General features: G+C 37.6%; 17 protein-coding genes and 1 pseudogene. 16 read left to right on the top strand and 2 right to left on the bottom strand.

From position 1 onward, the window contains the following. Nucleotides 1-423, top strand: a complete 423-nt coding sequence (gene mntR / locus RCG17_RS03875; RefSeq protein WP_308173954.1) for a transcriptional regulator MntR — start codon at nucleotides 1-3, stop codon at nucleotides 421-423. A 30-nt stretch (nucleotides 424-453) separates the two neighbouring features. Here the strand turns inward: mntR and RCG17_RS03870 are convergent, their stop codons facing one another. After that, nucleotides 454-666, bottom strand: coding sequence for a DUF3892 domain-containing protein (locus RCG17_RS03870; RefSeq protein WP_308173953.1), 213 nt, complete (start codon nucleotides 664-666; stop codon nucleotides 454-456). 182 nt (nucleotides 667-848) lie between these two features. Continuing rightward, entirely contained in the window at nucleotides 849-1,757 is a 909-nt protein-coding gene (gene metA, locus RCG17_RS03865) for a homoserine O-acetyltransferase MetA (protein ID WP_308173952.1), read from the bottom strand. 169 nt (nucleotides 1,758-1,926) lie between these two features. Between metA and RCG17_RS03860 the strand changes: the two genes are divergently transcribed. From RCG17_RS03860 to RCG17_RS03790, 15 genes and pseudogenes are all read left to right on the top strand, one after another. After that, a complete protein-coding gene (locus tag RCG17_RS03860; protein WP_308173951.1) occupies nucleotides 1,927-3,609 on the top strand; it encodes a formate--tetrahydrofolate ligase in 1,683 nt (560 codons plus the stop codon). Beyond that, a complete protein-coding gene (locus RCG17_RS03855) occupies nucleotides 3,609-4,136 on the top strand; it encodes a hypothetical protein (RefSeq protein ID WP_308173950.1) in 528 nt (175 codons plus the stop codon). Before RCG17_RS03860 ends, RCG17_RS03855 begins: the two co-directional genes overlap by 1 nt. A gap of 99 nt (nucleotides 4,137-4,235) precedes the next feature. Next, nucleotides 4,236-4,901 (top strand): HD domain-containing protein, encoded by a 666-nt coding sequence (locus tag RCG17_RS03850; protein WP_308173949.1) that lies wholly within the window; start codon nucleotides 4,236-4,238, stop codon nucleotides 4,899-4,901. Next, nucleotides 4,882-6,764: pseudogene (locus tag RCG17_RS03845) on the top strand (ABC-F family ATP-binding cassette domain-containing protein). Before RCG17_RS03850 ends, RCG17_RS03845 begins: the two are co-directional and overlap by 20 nt. Nucleotides 6,765-6,868: 104 nt before the next feature. After that, entirely contained in the window at nucleotides 6,869-7,999 is a 1,131-nt protein-coding gene (locus RCG17_RS03840; RefSeq protein WP_308173948.1) for a conserved virulence factor C family protein, read from the top strand. A 91-nt stretch (nucleotides 8,000-8,090) separates the two neighbouring features. After that, complete coding sequence (locus RCG17_RS03835) at nucleotides 8,091-8,525, top strand: BrxA/BrxB family bacilliredoxin (protein ID WP_308173947.1); 435 nt, start codon at nucleotides 8,091-8,093, stop codon at nucleotides 8,523-8,525. Nucleotides 8,526-8,584: 59 nt separating this feature from the next. Next, the gene (locus RCG17_RS03830) at nucleotides 8,585-9,361 is read left to right on the top strand and encodes a class I SAM-dependent methyltransferase (RefSeq protein ID WP_308173946.1); all 777 of its coding nucleotides are present in this window, start codon (nucleotides 8,585-8,587) and stop codon (nucleotides 9,359-9,361) included. Nucleotides 9,362-9,489: 128 nt separating this feature from the next. Then, the gene (locus RCG17_RS03825) at nucleotides 9,490-10,083 is read left to right on the top strand and encodes a YpjP family protein (protein ID WP_308173945.1); all 594 of its coding nucleotides are present in this window, start codon (nucleotides 9,490-9,492) and stop codon (nucleotides 10,081-10,083) included. A gap of 104 nt (nucleotides 10,084-10,187) precedes the next feature. Further along, a complete protein-coding gene (locus tag RCG17_RS03820; protein ID WP_308173944.1) occupies nucleotides 10,188-10,769 on the top strand; it encodes a TerD family protein in 582 nt (193 codons plus the stop codon). An 80-nt stretch (nucleotides 10,770-10,849) separates the two neighbouring features. Continuing rightward, the gene (locus RCG17_RS03815; protein ID WP_308173943.1) at nucleotides 10,850-11,611 is read left to right on the top strand and encodes a TerC family protein; all 762 of its coding nucleotides are present in this window, start codon (nucleotides 10,850-10,852) and stop codon (nucleotides 11,609-11,611) included. 83 nt (nucleotides 11,612-11,694) lie between these two features. Beyond that, nucleotides 11,695-12,882 carry an HpcH/HpaI aldolase/citrate lyase family protein gene (locus RCG17_RS03810; protein ID WP_308173942.1) on the top strand — a complete coding sequence of 396 codons (1,188 nt, stop codon included), beginning with the start codon at nucleotides 11,695-11,697 and terminating at the stop codon, nucleotides 12,880-12,882. Beyond that, nucleotides 12,833-14,197 (top strand): phosphoribosyltransferase family protein, encoded by a 1,365-nt coding sequence (locus RCG17_RS03805; protein ID WP_308173941.1) that lies wholly within the window; start codon nucleotides 12,833-12,835, stop codon nucleotides 14,195-14,197. Before RCG17_RS03810 ends, RCG17_RS03805 begins: the two co-directional genes overlap by 50 nt. A 4-nt stretch (nucleotides 14,198-14,201) precedes the next feature. Next, nucleotides 14,202-15,323: a cysteine protease StiP family protein gene (locus tag RCG17_RS03800; protein ID WP_308173940.1), complete on the top strand. Its 1,122-nt coding sequence runs from the start codon at nucleotides 14,202-14,204 to the stop codon at nucleotides 15,321-15,323. Then, entirely contained in the window at nucleotides 15,320-16,114 is a 795-nt protein-coding gene (locus tag RCG17_RS03795; protein WP_308173939.1) for an HAD family hydrolase, read from the top strand. The genes RCG17_RS03800 and RCG17_RS03795 overlap by 4 nt, the downstream gene beginning before the upstream one ends. Nucleotides 16,115-16,615: 501 nt before the next feature. Next, nucleotides 16,616-18,253: a YceG family protein gene (locus RCG17_RS03790; protein ID WP_308173938.1), complete on the top strand. Its 1,638-nt coding sequence runs from the start codon at nucleotides 16,616-16,618 to the stop codon at nucleotides 18,251-18,253. Nucleotides 18,254-18,255 lie beyond the last annotated feature (2 nt).

Genomic DNA, 18,255 nt, shown 5'->3' with positions numbered 1-18,255 from the left:
ATGCCAACGCCAAGCATGGAAGATTATATTGAACAAATTTATATTTTGATCGAAGAAAAAGGATATGCTAGAGTGTCGGATATTGCCGAGGCATTATCAGTACATCCCTCCTCAGTCACCAAGATGGTTCAGAAACTGGATAAGGATGCATATTTAGTATACGAAAAGTATCGCGGTCTTTCTCTAACAGCAAAAGGTCAAAAAATTGGTAAGCGCCTTGTCTACCGCCATGAATTGCTTGAACAATTGTTAAAAATTATCGGGGTAAAAGAAGAAAATATTTATCACGATGTTGAAGGGATTGAACATCATTTAAGTTGGGATTCAATTGACCGAATAGGAGATTTGGTTCAGTTTTTTGAGGAAGACATCAAAAGGGTGGAAACGTTAAAAGAAATTCAAAAAAATAATGAAGAACATTAAATAAAAACCTCGCCAAAAGGCGAGGTTTCTTTAAAATATATTGGGTAAATAATCAAAAGAATCATTATTCTCAGGTACCAAATAAATATTCCCATTTCCGTCCTCAACCTTTTGAATTCCTTCGATTAATCCATTTTCTACATCCATTAAGGCCTTCCGATAAGAGATCACTCGCCCTTCAGATGTGACGAAATTAATGATCTCCCCGCTATGATTTCGATGGGTTGCAATAAATTTCTCCAAACCTTTTTCCCTCCTTCAATCAGAGATGCCATCTTCTATTATATTTAATGACTACCATAATTATGTAAAGTAATAACAAACCTTGGATAGTCTGTAAATGACGCAATAAAAAAACACCAACAAAGTTGATGTTTTTTAATGTTGTATTAAGCTTGTTTTCAATTTGGAACGAAACGATTCTTTCATCTCCATACAAACGGGGTTTCTTGATAAACATAGTAATTTAGCCAATTGGAAAAAAACAAATATCCGTGTGAGCGCCAGCGATTAAGGGGAGGCTGTACAGGATCGTTATTAGGAAAATAGTTTTCTGGAGTATGAATTTCTAGTCCTTTATCAAGATCACGTTCATATTCTTGGGCCAATGAATCTGATTCATACTCAAGATGACCGGTAATCATTACATGCTTGCGGTCACGGGATGCGATTAACAGCGCACCGGCTTCATCCGATGCTGCTAATAACTTCAACTCTGGATGCTTCTTAATTTCCTCAATTGAAACATCCGTATATCTTGAATGTGGAGCAAAGAATTCGTCATCAAATCCTCTTATCAAAAAATCATTTTGTTCTATTATTCTATGAGGATAAATACCTGAACATTTTTTATTAAGTTCAAATTTCTTTATTCCATAATGATAATATAATGCCGCTTGTGCTCCCCAGCAAATATGCAATGTGGAGGTCACATTTTCATTTGCCCAATTCATGATCTCCATTAATTCGCCCCAATACTTTACTTGTTCAAATTCTAATAACTCTACTGGGGCACCTGTTATAATCATTCCATCAAATTTTTGGGCTTTGATGTGCTCAAAATCGGTATAAAACTGATCCAAGTGCTGTTTACTAGTGTGTGTAGACTCATAGGATTGCGTTCTTAAAAAATTTACATTAACCTGCAAAGGTGAATTCCCTAAAAGCCTTAAAAGCTGTGTTTCAGTCTTTTCTTTTTCAGGCATTAAATTTAAAATAAGTATATTTAAAGGCCGTATATCCTGTCTGGTTGCTCGATCATCGTCCATAATAAAGACATGTTCTTTTTCGAGCGTTTCTCTCGCAGGTAGAAGTTTTGGAATGTTAATAGGCAAGTGCTCATCCCCTTTTTTAGAAAAATCAATTATTACCATTATAATCATATTTTTAGAATCAGAAAAGAAAATAGTTTTTTCAAAAGTAATTTTTGAATGCTATTATATGTTTGATACAATACATATTAGGTATAATTCTATTTTCAAAAGCGAGGGATATAGTGTGGTAATGGGGATAAAGGTAAAGTCAGACATTGAAATAGCACAAGCTGCTACGATGAAACCCATTTGTGAAATTGCTGAAAAACTTGGATTAAAAGAAGATGATATTGAACTTTTTGGAAAATATAAAGCAAAAATATCCACTGAAGCATTAAAAAGTTTAGGAACTAAAAAAAATGGTAGGGTAATTCTGGTTACATCGATTAACCCTACTCCAGCGGGAGAAGGAAAATCAACGGTCACGGTAGGACTAGGTGATGCTCTTAACCGATTGGGAAAAAAAGTAATGATTGCAATGCGTGAGCCTTCCTTAGGCCCGACAATGGGGATCAAAGGCGGTGCAACGGGGGGCGGCTATTCTCAAGTGTTGCCGATGGAAGATATAAATTTGCATTTTACAGGTGATTTTCATGCAATCACAACGGCGAATAACGCTCTTGCTGCATTGATCGATAACCATCTGCAACAGGGAAACCAGCTTCGTATTGACCAGCGGAGAATTGTTTGGAAACGTGCCCTTGACCTAAATGACCGTGCTTTAAGAAAGGTTGTTATTGGGCTTGGTGGACCCTTGCAAGGTGTTCCACGGGAAGATGGCTTCGATATAACCGTAGCTTCTGAAATTATGGCGGTCCTTTGCTTAGCAACAGACTTAAATGACTTAAAATTACGCTTATCCCGCATTGTTATTGCTTATAATGACCAAAAAGAGCCTGTTACTGTTGGCGATTTAGGAGTTGAAGGTGCATTAACTTTATTGCTAAAGGATGCAGTAAAGCCTAATCTTGTTCAAACAATTGAACATACTCCAGCATTGGTGCATGGCGGTCCTTTTGCGAATATTGCCCATGGATGCAACAGTGTTATAGCGACAAAGGCTGCTTTAAAGTTGGCTGATTATGTCATAACGGAGGCTGGTTTTGGAGCAGACCTTGGTGCAGAGAAATTTTTAAATATTAAAGCAAGAAGTGCTGCTATTAAGCCCGAAACTGTTGTGATTGTGGCGACAATCCGCGCTTTAAAAATGCATGGAGGTGTCGCAAAAGACGAGCTTGCAACTGAGAATCTTTCTGCATTATCTCTGGGTATGAATAACTTACAAAAACATATTGAAACAATTAAGAGTTTTGGGCTGCCAATTGTTGTTGCGGTTAACAAATTTATCACTGATACTGATAAAGAGATTCAAACATTACTTGATTGGTGTAACCAGGAAAAGGTTCCGGCAGCATTGACAGAAGTTTGGGAAAAGGGTGGAGAAGGCGGCCTCCAACTTGCTGAAGCAATCTTAAAGGTAATTGAAACAGAGGAAAATCATTTCTCGCCTTTATATGAACTATCAGCCTCGATTGAAGAAAAAGTCCAAACCATTGTTGAAAAAGTTTATGGCGGAAAGTCAGTCGAATTTTCGCCAAAGGCAAAAAAACAACTGATGGATTTCGAAAAATTTGGCTGGTCTAATTTACCTGTTTGTATGGCCAAAACACAATATTCTTTATCTGATGATCCGTCAAAATTAGGACGTCCAGCTGATTTTTCGATTACGATTAGAGAATTTAAGCCATCTATTGGTGCGGGGTTTATTGTTGCTTTAACGGGTGAAGTGATGACAATGCCTGGACTGCCGAAAAAGCCAGCTGCCCTAAATATGGATGTGGATGAAAATGGTAAAGCAGTGGGTCTATTTTGATGTTTGATCCAACTGCGTTTGAAAATATGAAAGTTGTCCTTGAAGGTGCAGTTTATGATTTAGATTTAACTGGCGATATCAACATTATTGATCGAAATGACTTCATAAATACTGCAAAGCTTTTAAGAAAATATGAACTTAGTTTTAAGCCCGAAAATTTCAGCAATGTGACTGCAAGTATTGTATTAGAAGCAGAGCTTGAAAATTTAGCTGCAGAGCTTTTACCAGGTTCGCGGTTAGAACAAAAAGCAGGTTGCTGGATTCGCTTGTTTTTTTCATTTGAGCATCAAGATAATATCGTTGATTATGATAAAATCCAAAGAGTTGTCACAGAGATCTGGGGAATCGACCGAAAAATCAAGCAGACTGCCTACTTTTATCCATTACAAAAAGAGAGAATGAAAAGTGAAGTTACAATTGATTTTGGCCGCTTAATTCGCGAAGATCAAATTGCGGACTTAACGGAAATGATTGATATTATGATAACTACCTGTGAACAAATACAAGCTGTAATTCCGCGGAGATAATCTTCCGCGGATTTTTTTAAGCCTTTTTCGAAACTGATATTTTTTCTTCCTAAGCCTTTTTCATGATAAAATAGCTAGATGAAAGCAGGTGTTTGACAGGTGAAAAATAGATTGATACAAGCAACAGAGACATTTGTCCGACAGCAATTAGGGGCTGATGCCACAGGGCATGATTGGTTCCATGTTGACCGCGTCCGTAAAAATGCATTATATATCTATAAGGAAGAAACAAACGGGGATCCATTCATTATTGAACTGGCAGCCCTATTACATGATATTCCAGATGAAAAGCTGAACGAAACCATTGAAAAAGGCCAGGAAAAACTAGCTTCGTTTTTACAAAATCTACAATTATCAACTGAGCAAAAAGATCAGATAACCGAGATTATTAACACTATTTCCTTTAAAGGAGGAAATGGGGCACTTTTGACTTCGATTGAGGCGAAAATTGTCCAGGATGCGGATCGATTAGATGCGATAGGTGCCATTGGTATTGCCAGGGCATTCGCCTATGGTGGAAAAAAAGGACAGCCAATTTATGACCCCGAAATGGATGTAAGAAAAGAAATGAGCCTCGAAGAATATCGGACTGGAAAATCTTCCAGTATCCATCATTTCTACGAAAAATTGTTAAAATTAACTGGATTAATGAATACTGAATCAGCTAAAAAATTGGCGAAAAGCCGCCAACAATTCATGGAGATGTTTTTAGAAGAATTTTATAAAGAATGGAATGGGCAAATTTATGAAAATGCTAACGGTTGAAAATGTTTCAAAAACGTACGGAGAGAAGCAATTATTTAAAGAAATATCCTTTACCGTTGGTGAAAAAGAGCGAATTGGCCTGATTGGTGTGAATGGAACTGGAAAATCCTCCTTATTAAAAATTGTAGCCGGAATTGATATCCCAGACCAAGGAGAAATTATCACCGGAAAAGATTATACGATTTCCTTTCTCAGCCAGCAGCCGGACTTTGAAACTGATCGAACTGTTCTTGATCAAGTTTTCAATGGTGAAGCGCCAATTTTAAAGTTAATGCGGGAGTATGAAAATACACTTTTAAAATTAGAGCTTTCCCCAAGTAATAATCAACTGCAAGAAATTTTATTTCAATTACAAAAACAAATGGATGCTCAAAATGCCTGGGATGCAAGTACAAATGCTAAATCGATTTTGATGAAGCTCGGGATTGAGGATATGAGCAAAAAAGTATCGGAGTTATCTGGAGGACAAAAAAAACGAGTAGCATTAGCACAAGCTTTAATTGAAAGTGCAGATTTATTAATTCTTGATGAGCCAACTAACCATCTTGATTTTGAGACAATAAAATGGCTTGAAGATTATTTAAGCAAATATAAGGGTGCGCTTTTACTTGTTACCCACGATCGTTACTTCTTAGATAGGGTTACCAATCGGATTTTTGAATTGGATGGTGGTAACCTGTATAGCTATAAAGGAAATTATGCAGACTTTTTAGAAGCAAAAGCTATTCGCGAGGAAAATGAAGCAGCAACCTTGGATAAGCAAAAGAACCTATACAGAAACGAGTTAGCGTGGATTAGAAGAGGTGCACAGGCAAGATCAACGAAGCAAAAGGCAAGGATTCAACGTTTTGAACGGTTAGAAGATAAGTTGGCTGTTGGCAAAACAACTGGAAAGGTTGATATTTCCTTAAATGGCAGCAGGCTTGGCAAGCAAGTTTTTGAATTAAAAAATGCTTCCAAACGATATGGTGAGAGAGTCATTCTTAACGACTTTAACCTGCTCGTTAACCGGGAGATCGATTCGGTATCATTGGGAACAATGGGACAGGTAAATCGACGTTACTTAATATTCTTGCAAAGCGGATCCCACTTGATCATGGTGATATGATCATGGGGCAAACGGTGAAAATCGCTTACTATACTCAGGAAAGCGAAGATATGGATGAGAATATGAGAATGATTGAATATATCAAGGAAACAGCACAAATAGTGGAAACATCAGATGGAAAAACAATTTCTGCTGCGCAAATGCTTGAACGATTTCTTTTCTCCCCGTATACTCATGGTACACCGATACGCAAGCTTTCCGGTGGTGAAAAACGACGTCTTTATCTTCTGAAAATTTTGATGACAGCTCCAAACGTTCTTTTACTTGATGAACCGACTAACGATTTAGATACGCAAACTCTCACAGTCCTTGAGGACTATCTAGAAGAGTTTCCTGGGGTAGTTATTACGGTTTCACATGACCGCTACTTTCTTGATAAAACAGTCGAACAGCTCCTAATTTTAAAAGGAGAAGGTGTGATTGATTCATTTTATGGCGGCTACTCAGACTTTTTGGAAAAAGAACTAAAAGAACAAACAGAAAGATCGAAAATGGAAACTCCCCGGCAGGAAAAAGCACGGGAAAAGGATAAAAAGAAAAGAATGACCTACATGGAGAAAAAAGAGTGGGAAACAATCGATGACGTTATTGCCAAGACAGAGGAAGAGCTTGAAAAGATTACAGCTGAAATGGCCCATATCGGCAGCGATTTTACAAAAGGTCAAGAACTGATGAAACAAGAAGCAGAACTGAATGAAAAGCTGGAGGAACTAATCGAACGCTGGTCATATCTTGCAGATATCGCTGAGGACTAAGAGTGTATTTTTGGATACACTCTTTTTTTACTGTAGCTAGGAAATGTAAGAATATAAACAATGTGATAAACTTATAAAAGATTAAATGAAAAAAGGTGATTGGATTGAATATTAAATCAATAGAACCGACTCCAAGTCCCAATACAATGAAAATTAATTTAGATGAAGAGCTTCCAATGGGGGCAAGTCATAATTATAAACTAGAAACATCAGAAGGGGCTCCTGCTGTTATTAGGTCCATTTTACAAATCGAGGGTATTAAAGGTGTTTACCACGTTGCTGATTTTTTGGCAATCGAACGAAACGCAAAATATGATTGGAAAATGCTTCTGCCAAAGGTAAGGCAGGCTTTTGGTGAAAAACCCGTTGAAACAAAACCTACAAATGACGATGCAACTGACCATTTCGGAGAAGTAAGGGTTGAGGTACAGATGTTTAAAGACATCCCCCTTCAAGTTAAACTGACAGATGGAACAGCCGAAAAAAGGTTCGGGATGCCGGATTATTTCCTGAAAGCAAGGGAGCAAGCACAGCTTCCTCAGGATAATTATATTTTATTACGTAAATGGCTGGATCAAGGTGTTCGCTATGGGGAATTTGAGCAAATAGGCCAAGAAGTTGTTGAAGAACTAATTGCGGCCTATCCGCAAGAACGGTTGGAGGATTTGGTCAAAAAAGCACAAAATGATGAGTCTTCAATGGTTCAAAAGGAAACACGACGGCATAAAAAGATAACACTTGAGGATTTCAATCAGCCAGATTGGCAAATTCGTTACAGGCTCCTGGAGCAAATGGATGATCCAACACTCGCCGATCTCCCACTCCTTGAAAAAGCACTGCAGGATGAAAAAGTTTCGATCCGCAGATTAGCAACTGCCTACCTTGGAATGTTAAATGACCAAGCGGTGCTCCCTTTACTTTATCAAGCTCTAAAAGATAAATCCGTCACAGTCCGCAGAACAGCGGGGGACTGTCTTTCTGATTTAGGCTTTGTGGCAGCTTCTGAAGAAATGATTAAAGCACTTAAAGATGATAGCAAACTAGTTCGTTGGCGGGCAGCGATGTTTTTATATGAGGTTGGTGATAAGAAGGCATTACCTGCCCTGAAGGATGCTGAAGATGATCCTGAATTTGAGGTAAGTATGCAAGTGAAGATGGCAATTGAGCGTATTGAGGGCGGTGTAGAGGCAAAAGGGTCAGTTTGGAAACAAATGACAGATGCCAGAAAAAGCTAGGCTGAGTATGAAGAGTTAATGATGATTGCATTCTTAGAAATAAATATAGTATGCTAACATTGCTAACAAAGATTCGGAGGATTGATAGAATATGACTAATGCATATGAAGAATATATGAGACAAATGATTAAGCCAATGCGTGATGAGCTAACGAATGCAGGTTTTCAAGAGCTTACTACTGATGAAGCGGTGGAAGAGTATATGGAAAGCGCATCTGGAACCACGCTTGTGGTAGTTAACTCTGTCTGTGGCTGCGCAGCAGGTCTTGCTCGCCCGGCAGTTACCCAATCAGTAATAAATAGCGATAAAAAACCGGACCATCTTGTGACTGTTTTTGCGGGCCAAGATAAGGAAGCGACAACAAAAATGCGTGAGTATTTTGGAGGAATCGAACCATCTTCCCCATCTGTTGCTTTATTAAATGGTAATAAAGTGGTGCATTTTATTCCACGCCATGATATCGAAGGCGCATCAATGGAAGATGTCATGAATAATTTAACGACTGCATTTGAGAAATATTGTTAACAAAGGATGTCTATAGACGTCCTTTTCTTATATATTAAACTGAAAAATGAGTTGGGTTTATGTTTGTAACTACAGCAGGTCGAACAAATGAATATATGATTGAAAAAGCGACGGAAACCGCTGCTATTTTAGGTGTAGAATATCTTCCTCGTAACAAAAGATCCATTCAATCCCTACAAAAGGAAAGGGACAGTGATTGTATCGTTGTCGGTAAGGAGCGCCATGAACTTTTTGCAAAAGGGGAAAGGGATCCATTCTTTTTTCATCCCAATTCTGCCATGTTCCGAATCAAAAGATTAATGAAACAAGAGCACGACCCATTTGCAGATGCCATCCGTTTATCTGAAGGAATGAGCTTCCTCGATTGCACACTTGGCTTGGCTTCCGATTCGATAGTAGCAAGCTACATAGTAGGTGAAACAGGCAAGGTAGTCGGGGTGGAAGGACAGCCATTTTTAGCTTTTTTGATAAAAACGGGATTATGTAAATGGGATTCTGGGCTTTCTATCATGAATGCAGCAATGAAACGAATTCATGTCGTTAATGAAAATGCTTTACATGTACTGCAAAGTCTTCCAAATGATTCCTTTGATTGTGTCTATTTTGATCCTATGTTTGAGGAAAGTGTTCTTGAATCGGATGGTATCAAGGCGTTGGGACGGTTTGCCCTATATGATGATCTCCATAAGAAGACGGTTAATGAAGCCTTTCGGGTTACACGTCAGCGAGTTGTAATGAAGGACCACTATAGAAGCAACCGCTTTGAAAGATTTGGATTTCAGGTTTTGCGCAGAAAATCAGCTAAGTTTCATTTTGGCTGGATTGAAAAGATGTAACTGGGGCAGATGCTGTTCCCAGTTTTTTAATAGAATCGTAATACTGATCTTTCCATTTTTCCTAAAGAATAAAGTATAATAGACTTAATTGTAAGACTACTAAACAACTAGATGGAAGGGTGTACCGAATGAAAAATTGGATTCGTAAATCGTTAATGGTGATGGTTTCAATAGTAACATTCGGTGTTGTTACCCCATCGCAATTCATTAATAATGTCAATGCAGACAAACCTGCTGAAAAAGATGTTTTTGAGGCTGCTAGTCCATCCGCTAATGTAAACCAAGCGGCACCGATGTTGTCAGAAGCACACTTTAATAAGGATGAGTTTGTTGAGGACATTATAAAACAGGCTGAAGAGCAATCGTATCAAAAATTTGGGCCGAGAATCAAACCTGTTATTGAGCAGGAGTTTCGCAATATCGTACTGCCTAATATTGAGAAAGCACTTGAAGAAACAGCCTCTCAATATCCAGGGGCGGATTTTCAAAATCTCATCATCACAGAGGACCCTGGCGGTGGCCTATCAGAGAAGATATTTCATCTTAAAGACCGTAATACCAACTTGGATGTGCTTCGTTTCCATGTGCGGAGGGACCATCCGCCGCAAGGTGGCTACTGGTTTAATTTTCACTACCATACTTATTATGATGATTTTCAAAATCACCATGAACTAGGAGCTATTTATTGGGCCAAGGATACTCCTCCAAAATGGAAGTGTTAATCGGAAAAATTTGCAAACTGGGTGTGAAAAAATTTATTATTAATTTGAAACCTTTTTAAACTTTCTTCGTAAATAAACTATAACCAAAAATGGAGGTAAAAGAAATGGCAATTAGTTTATCAAAAGGACAAAAAGTTGACCTTACCAAAACAAATCCAGGTTTAACAAAAGTGGTTGTCGGACTTGGTTGGGATACCAACAAATATGATGGCGGCAATGACTTTGATTTAGATTCTTCCGTTTTTTTATTGGGTGATAACGGTAAAGTAACAAATGAGAAAGATTTTGTTTTCTATAATAATACCCAAGGAGCTAATGGGGCAGTAGTACATACTGGAGATAACCGAACAGGTGCCGGAGATGGTGATGACGAACAAGTAAAGATTAACCTCACTGGAATTCCAGCAAATGTCCAGCGGATTGCTTTCACGATTACGATCCATGACGCTGAAACACGCAGCCAAAACTTTGGCCAAGTTTCCAATGCCTATGCTCGTATCTTTAATGAGGAAAATGGGGAAGAATTAATCCGCTACGATCTTGGAGAAGATTTCTCCATTGAAACAGCGCTTGTAGTAGGCGAACTATACCGCCACGGTGGGGAATGGAAGTTTAGTGCAATTGGTAGCGGCTATCAGGGTGGTCTTGCAGCATTAGCGACTGACTTCGGTCTTCAGGTTGGTTAATTGATGCATTAGCATAAAGAGGCTCGGCGCTTTGCCGGGTCTCTTTAAAAATATTTATTGATAATGGAGGAAATCTTTTAATGTCAGGTTTGCATGGTATTTTAAACACATACGCCGAGTTTTTTGATGGAGGTATGTGGCTAAAAGTTTTAACAGATCCAGTCAGCTGGGGATTGATTGGAACATTAATTATTTTGGAAGGGTTACTATCCTCTGACAATGCGCTGGTTTTAGCGATTATGGTAAAACATCTGCCTCTGGAAAAACGGCGTAAAGCACTTTTCTATGGATTATTTGGCGCTTATATTTTTCGATTTGTAGCAATTGGTCTGGGTGTATTCTTAATTAAACTTTGGTGGATTAAAATCATTGGGGCTGGCTATTTAGCATGGCTATCAATTAAATACTTTATTGATAAACGAAAAGAAGGCGGGGAAGGAGAAGAGGAAGAAGACGTCAATGCAAAGGGCCTGTTTATCCGTTTATTTGGTACTTTCTGGGGAACGGTAGCATCAGTAGAATTATTGGATATTGCCTTTTCCGTCGATAGTGTATTGGCCGCTTTTGGTGTCAGTAACAAGGTATGGATTTTATTCCTTGGCGGGATCTTAGGTGTCTTAATGATGCGGGGTGTAGCCGGAATCTTCCTTACCCTCATTGACCGTGTTCCTGAACTGGAAACAACTGCATACATTTTAATCGCAATCATTTCTATAAAAATGTTCTTGAGCGTAGCACACTATGAACTTGAACCAATGTACTTTTTCATCATTCTATTGTTTACTTTCGGTGCAACATTTATCGTCCACTTCTTAAATAAAAGAAAAAAAGTGGAACAATAAGATCTACGAAAGGAGGGGATTTAGACAGGAGGTCATCCCCTCCTTTATTCTTTTTTTATAGCCCTGGAGGAGCTGCGAATACTATGAAATTTTTTTCCTATTTAGAAAAAAATGAAATGGATCAACTTTTTTTTATCAAGCCACAGCAATTTAATAAAACTTCAAATCGTGATTTACTCTCCTATGGTCTTGGTGCCACCTTGTATATGCCTGCAACAAGGACTGATTTTTACCATGACATTATCAAACAAAAACAAAATGGGTTAACTTCGCTTGTGATCGACCTTGAAGATGCAGTAGGGGACTTAAATGTAGAGTATGCAGAATCGTGTTTAAAGGAAGGAATGCTGCAACTCTACAAAAATATGAATCAGGGCATGCTGACAATCAATGAATTGCCACTTTTGTTTTTTAGAATTCGGCATATTGAACAATTTATAAGAATTTATCATAGTTTAGGCGAGATGTTTCAACTCTTTACGGGTGTTGTATTCCCAAAGTTTGAAGCTGAGACTGGTAGAGAGCTATTAAATGTGTTGAGTAAAATTTCAATGAAAGAACAGCCATTTTATTGCATGCCCATTCTTGAATCTGAAAAAGTCATCCATAAAGAAACCAGGCAGGAAGAATTATTGAAAATCAAAAATGTTCTGGATGACTATAGGGAGTACATATTAAATGTACGGATTGGTGCAACTGATTTTAGTGGGATTTATGGTATCAGAAGAAGCGCTGATACAACTGTTTACGACATTTCTGTAATAAAGGATTGCATAGCCGATATTATAAACATATTTCAGCGATCGAGTTGCCCATATGTAATCTCCGGCCCTGTCTGGGAATATTTTTCCTCTAAGGAGAGAATGTTAAAGCCCCAGCTTCGTCAGACACCTTTTCGCAATCACTTTGGTGATGAAGGAAGAAATCTGCGCTCAGAATTGATTGATCAAAATATGGATGGCCTTATGAGAGAAATTCTGCTAGATATAACAAATGGATTGATTGGAAAAACAATTATTCACCCTTCCCATATTAAGGTTGTTCAGGCTTTAAATGTTGTTACATACGAGGAATATAATGATGCATTAAATATTGTTGAATCAGCAACTGGAGAATTTGGTGTGAAAAAAAGCCAATTTTTAAATAAAATGAATGAAATAAAGCCTCATTACTATTGGGCGCAAAGAATGTTGCTGAAATCTGAAGTCTATGGGGTGCTAAATGAAGAGTATTCAAACATCGATCTTATCAAACGAAGAGTATTCATTTAATATTCTCGATTCTATTAAAGTAGAAGTTTCTGTTGAAAAAAATGATTTTCATATTCCACTTGACACTCTTTTCAAAATGGCGGCCAGAATAAACAAAAAACGTTCATTTTTGTTTGTAAGTAAAGTTCTTGGCAAGCATCTTCCCATTCATCCTAATAGGGGGTTATTAACATCTGCTCTTTTAGCTGCAAAATATTATGAGGAGGTAAAAGGCGGCAGGTGTAAGTTGAAAAAAGAATGGCTTGATACTTTCTTGAAAAGTGAACCATCTTTTACTGGTTCTGCCTTTATTCCAAAGACTTTCGATCCGCTCATCATTGGGTTTGCCGAAACGGCAACAGCCCTTGGACATGCTTTTTTTGATTGCTTCGAAGGAGCAGGTTATGTACATACAACGAGGGAAGTTTTGCGTGGTCAAAGTCCTGTGATTTCGTTTGAAGAAGAACATTCACATGCTACGTCCCATAATTGTTATTTGCCATTAGAAATGGTTGCAAATGATAAGGATATTATTCTGGTTGATGATGAACTTACAACAGGAAAAACAGCCTTAAATATCATCCGATCGATTCATTCACGCTTTCCGAGGAAAGAGTATTCAGTTGTATCCATATTAGATTGGCGCTCAGAAGAAGATAAGCTAGAATTCAAAAAGCTCGAGTATTTACTAGGTATTACGATTCATGTAGTTAGTTTACTTGCTGGAAAAGTTCAAGTGGAAATTCAAAATGAAAAAATTAAACAAAGAAACGAAGATTATCACTGTCAGATAAAGAAAGCGCAAATCGAGAGAATTTACCTTCCATCACTTTTTGAGGAGGCTGAGATTTCCTCTATCTCAACCAATGGCAGTGAAAATAATACGCCTTTTTTATATGAAACAGGACGCTTTGGGATTTCGAGTGATGTTAACTGGCAGACCAAAGATAAAATACTTGAAGCAGCATCATTCCTTACAAGGAAAAGGAGCGGCAAAAATACACTATGTCTTGGAACTGGTGAGTTTATGTATCTCCCAATGAAAATAGCAGCAGAGATGGGACAAGGTATTTCCTATCAATCTACTACCAGAAGTCCGATATTTGTTAAAAATGAAACAGGATATGGAGCAGAATACGGTTTAGCTTTTTCAAATCCAGAGGATCCAGACATCGCCCATTTTGTTTACAATATCCCCCCTGGCTGTTACGAAGAACTTTTTTTGTTTTTTGAACGAGAATTAGAAAATGAGCAGCTTTTCCCATTGTTAACAGAATTGGAGAAAACACAAATAGAATCAATTAAACTCGTTTATTTTATGAGGAAGAAGGGATAAACCTGTGGAAAGTTCAGCAAAAGTACCTGTAAAAATAGGTACCTATAATGAGAACGATGTTATCTTTCTTTTAAAAGATTTAAGCAGTTTAAAGCTTGAGGATTCTGTTGAAAATCGTGAAAAACAAATGCAATCGGGCGGCCACTATAGCGAAAGCCTTCCAATAGAATATCAGCCCCCAAATGAGTATGTGGATTTATTTTGGAGGATGTTAGCCGAATATAAAAGAAAAGTAGCTTTATGTATTGGGATTGTGGCACAGCAAATTTATCAATTAAAGGGAGAAAAGACTGTACTTGTTTCTCTTGCCAGAGCAGGAACCCCAGTTGGAATTTTAATAAAGAGATACATAGAGTTGCGTTTTAACATAACATTGCCCCATTATAGCATTTCTATTGTTCGCGACCGTGGAATAGATGAAAACGCAATTAAATACATATTGAACATCCATCCAGGATATCAGCTTCAATTTGTTGACGGCTGGACAGGAAAAGGAGCCATTTCGCTTGAACTGACCAAGGCCTGTCAAGAATTCTCCAGTAAATATGGAGTAGAACTTGATGATTCCCTGGCAGTCATTGCCGATCCCGGTTACTGTACAAACCTTTATGGAACAAGAGAGGATTTTTTAATTCCTAGTGCCTGTTTGAATTCCACTGTTTCTGGACTTGTTAGCCGAACGGTCTTAAATAAACGGTATATTGGCGAAAATGACTTTCATGGGGCTAAGTTCTACAGGGAATTACTAAACATGGATGTCTCAAATGAATATATCGAAACTATTTTTCAGGAATTTCCTGATGTTTTTCCAAAAGTTGATGTGCACCTTTCAAAAAGAAGTATGGAAAAGAAGGAACCGGCTTTTTTAGGTATGAACACAGTAAAACAAATACAAAAAGAATTTAATTTATCTAGTACTCATATGATTAAGCCGGGGGTAGGAGAAACAACAAGGGTCTTGCTTAGAAGAGTACCTTGGAAAATTCTAATGAGAGATCTATCAAGTCCATATGTAAAGCATATCCATATGTTAGCAAAGGAGAAGGGGGTAGAGGTTGTTCCATATGAAAATTTAAATTACTTATGCTGCGGCCTGATTAAATCGATGAAGGAGATTGAAAAATGATTATTGCATCGGACCTTGATCGAACATTAATTTATTCTAATCGAGCGATTGATGAATTTGGACGGCCAGCAGATACAATGTTAAAACCTGTTGAAAGTCGTGATGGAAGATGGATATCTTTTATGACAAACTCATCTTTTATTGCTCTTGAAGCTTTATTTAGACAATTTCTATTTGTTCCGATCACCACGAGAACAATAGAACAATATCGAAGAATCCGCATCTTTCAGGAAGAACTGCTTCCACGCTATGCTATTACATCAAATGGGGCTAATATTTTACTGAACGGAAAACAAATGAAAGAATGGTCGGAGTCTATTTCGCAAAAAATAAAAAATGAAGCAGCAACAACAGTGGAAATAACTGCTCTTTTCCAGAAGGAAGGCTGCCATTTTGATGGTATAAAGAGGCCAGTAGAGGATTTGTTTTTCTACTTTATTTTAAATAATCCTTTGCCAGTAGGAGATAAGCAAATGTTAAGGACACTACTGGCGCCATTTGGTTGGAATGTTTCGTTACAGGGGCGTAAACTATATTTTATTCCAAAGGTCATCAATAAAGGTGATGCCCTTGAATTTGTTTGTCGTCATAGTGGGGAAATTGCTTTCGCAGGTTCCGGGGATTCTATGTTGGACTTGGATTTTCTTAACCATTGCCGTTATTGCTTCATCCCAAACCATAGCGAGCTTGTTCACGACCCTTTTATAGACACTCCCCCAGGAATGTCAGTGACAAAAAATCACGGTGTATTAGCAGGGGAAGAAATCCTTAATCGATATCTTTTACTCTGAAGAATTACTGCTTTTTTCTTTTTTTTTAAAGAATAAAACGTAGAGAATACTAAAGAATACATAGGAACTGATGAAAAAGAGAACGGCAATCACTATAGATGGAAAAAGAGGGAAAAGTAAAATTGTAAAGATGATGCTGTACCAAAATAAATCAAGAAAAATGAATAAATCTGACATCAACACGTCCATTACCAATTCAAGGTCCGAGCGGATCTCACTTATCCTTGGCCGTCTATATCGAAATCTCAAATGGAGTCACCTTCTTACTATTGTGAGTACTCAAATATATGTCAGTACAAGAATATTGGTGAAAAAGAAGAACTCCTATTCGTGAAACATTTTTTAAATCTAATTGTAAAACATATGAAGCAAATAAATAACTGTGATATGATGGGAGAGAAACCTTACATATTTTTCTAAGTAGGACGCTTCAATTGAAAAATAGAGATGAGCGGTCCTTCGTAACAAAAATCTTTCGCTTTCAGAGGGAAGGGATTAGGAATGTACCCATCATTAAATCAGCTAAAAATCCAAAATTTATCCCTTTCATATGAAAATTGGCTTGGGTTATTGGAAAAAACATTACCAGAGCGACCTGAATTTTCAATTGAAAATGGGGTTATTAGGATTGGAAGAGTCATTGCAGAATTTTTAGGTCTGCCATTGGATATAGATGAATATTACAATCAGCTTTATGATTACGTTCATTCACCTGAATGGAACTTAATCCTATTGAGTGAAGATTCGCTAAATAAGTCAATTGATAATCATCAATTCCAGGCGATTCAAAAAGTCCTTACCATTAATAATGAGCAAAAATTATCCATCAATCGGTTTACAGCGTTTCTTGACGGTGAACAGCTCCTGATAAAATCAAAGAACCCTGTTTTCCATCGGAAACTTAGGGAAGCCATGATGAATACCCTTGAGTTGTTTGCTGTTAAGGAAAAGGATGGCTTAAAGAACAGTGAACTAAGGAGAGTTCTGGTTGATATTGTCAAATGGTCAATCAATCATTTAGAGGATCCATTAAGTAAGGCAGATCCCCAAAGAGAAATGCCAAAATATCTTTGGTATGGCAATTTTAAAAAGAGTCATCAGTATTTTATCTACTATTTAATGATGCTTGGATGCGATGTCATCATTTTTCACCCTGAGGGAAAAAATCTCTTGGAAGACATGATCCAAGAATCTGTTTTTGTTCATCATTTCCCAAAAAATATGCCGGCAGAACCTTTTCCAACTGAAAAAAGGATGAGGAAAACAACGGTGGCGTACCGGGCTTCAAAGGAAATAGAGACCATTCTAAACGAAGAAGGTTCGCATTTTTATAAGCCTTGGCAATTAAGGGATTATACACCATCATCGATTACGTTAAAAACGACGTATGATGAACTTTTCATCCTTAGCAAGGAAATGGCGATGATTAGACCTAATTTTGAAGTAGGGAACGGTCAAGTAAAGATACCTGCCCTGTTCGCAAAGATTTTGGGCGTAAGTAAAAATAGAAAAGAATATTGGGATCGGCTCCAAGCCCTTAGTAAATTAGAAAATTGTTTATTAATTCGACATTTCCCGTTTACCATTTCACCTTCCAGTGATTTTCGCTTTCATTACCGAAATGCACTTGGGAATGATGGGCGGTTAAATCCTGAAAAAATAATAAAGGCCCATTATTGGTCGTATGGGCAATTGCCGGAAGGGCTGCAATTAGGAATCGCAAATGCAGTTAGAAACGTTTGTGAGAATCCCGATCTTAAACCTGTAACACAAGAAACACAAGAAGAATTAAAAGTTTATCTATTTAGTCAAGCCATGAAAATACCAAAAAGCATCATTCAACTCCTTGAGAGGTTTGATTATTCTCAAAATGTGCCTAAGATCATTTTATACAATAATGAAATGCATGGAACATTGCAAAGGTCTGATGCAGCGGTATTGTTGATATTAAATTATTTTGGAATTGATATTATCGTATACAATCCGCCAGGCCATAACGACATGGAGAACTATCTGGATGCAGACCTTTTTGATACACATTGGTTGGATGACGTTGTTTTTGAATTAGAATATAAAGAACCTTCCAGATTTAAAAAAGGACTATTCCAGGGTATATTAAAAAACTTTAAGGGGGATTAAAT

It is taken from the genome of Neobacillus sp. PS3-12, from assembly GCF_030915385.1.
Taxonomy (GTDB): Bacteria; Bacillota; Bacilli; order Bacillales; family Cytobacillaceae; genus JAEVLT01.
This window is presented reverse-complemented; position numbering and strand designations above follow the sequence as displayed.

Coding starts and splice junctions, on each gene's coding strand:
- RCG17_RS03815 (WP_308173943.1), top strand. CDS start 10,850: ATGTCAGGTTTGCATGGTATTTTAAACACATACGCCGAGTTTTTTGAT.
- RCG17_RS03830 (WP_308173946.1), top strand. CDS start 8,585: ATGTTTGTAACTACAGCAGGTCGAACAAATGAATATATGATTGAAAAA.
- RCG17_RS03855 (WP_308173950.1), top strand. CDS start 3,609: ATGTTTGATCCAACTGCGTTTGAAAATATGAAAGTTGTCCTTGAAGGT.
- RCG17_RS03810 (WP_308173942.1), top strand. CDS start 11,695: ATGAAATTTTTTTCCTATTTAGAAAAAAATGAAATGGATCAACTTTTT.
- RCG17_RS03795 (WP_308173939.1), top strand. CDS start 15,320: ATGATTATTGCATCGGACCTTGATCGAACATTAATTTATTCTAATCGA.
- RCG17_RS03820 (WP_308173944.1), top strand. CDS start 10,188: ATGGCAATTAGTTTATCAAAAGGACAAAAAGTTGACCTTACCAAAACA.
- RCG17_RS03805 (WP_308173941.1), top strand. CDS start 12,833: ATGAAGAGTATTCAAACATCGATCTTATCAAACGAAGAGTATTCATTT.
- RCG17_RS03860 (WP_308173951.1), top strand. CDS start 1,927: ATGGGGATAAAGGTAAAGTCAGACATTGAAATAGCACAAGCTGCTACG.
- mntR (WP_308173954.1), top strand. CDS start 1: ATGCCAACGCCAAGCATGGAAGATTATATTGAACAAATTTATATTTTG.
- RCG17_RS03790 (WP_308173938.1), top strand. CDS start 16,616: ATGTACCCATCATTAAATCAGCTAAAAATCCAAAATTTATCCCTTTCA.
- RCG17_RS03825 (WP_308173945.1), top strand. CDS start 9,490: ATGAAAAATTGGATTCGTAAATCGTTAATGGTGATGGTTTCAATAGTA.
- RCG17_RS03835 (WP_308173947.1), top strand. CDS start 8,091: ATGACTAATGCATATGAAGAATATATGAGACAAATGATTAAGCCAATG.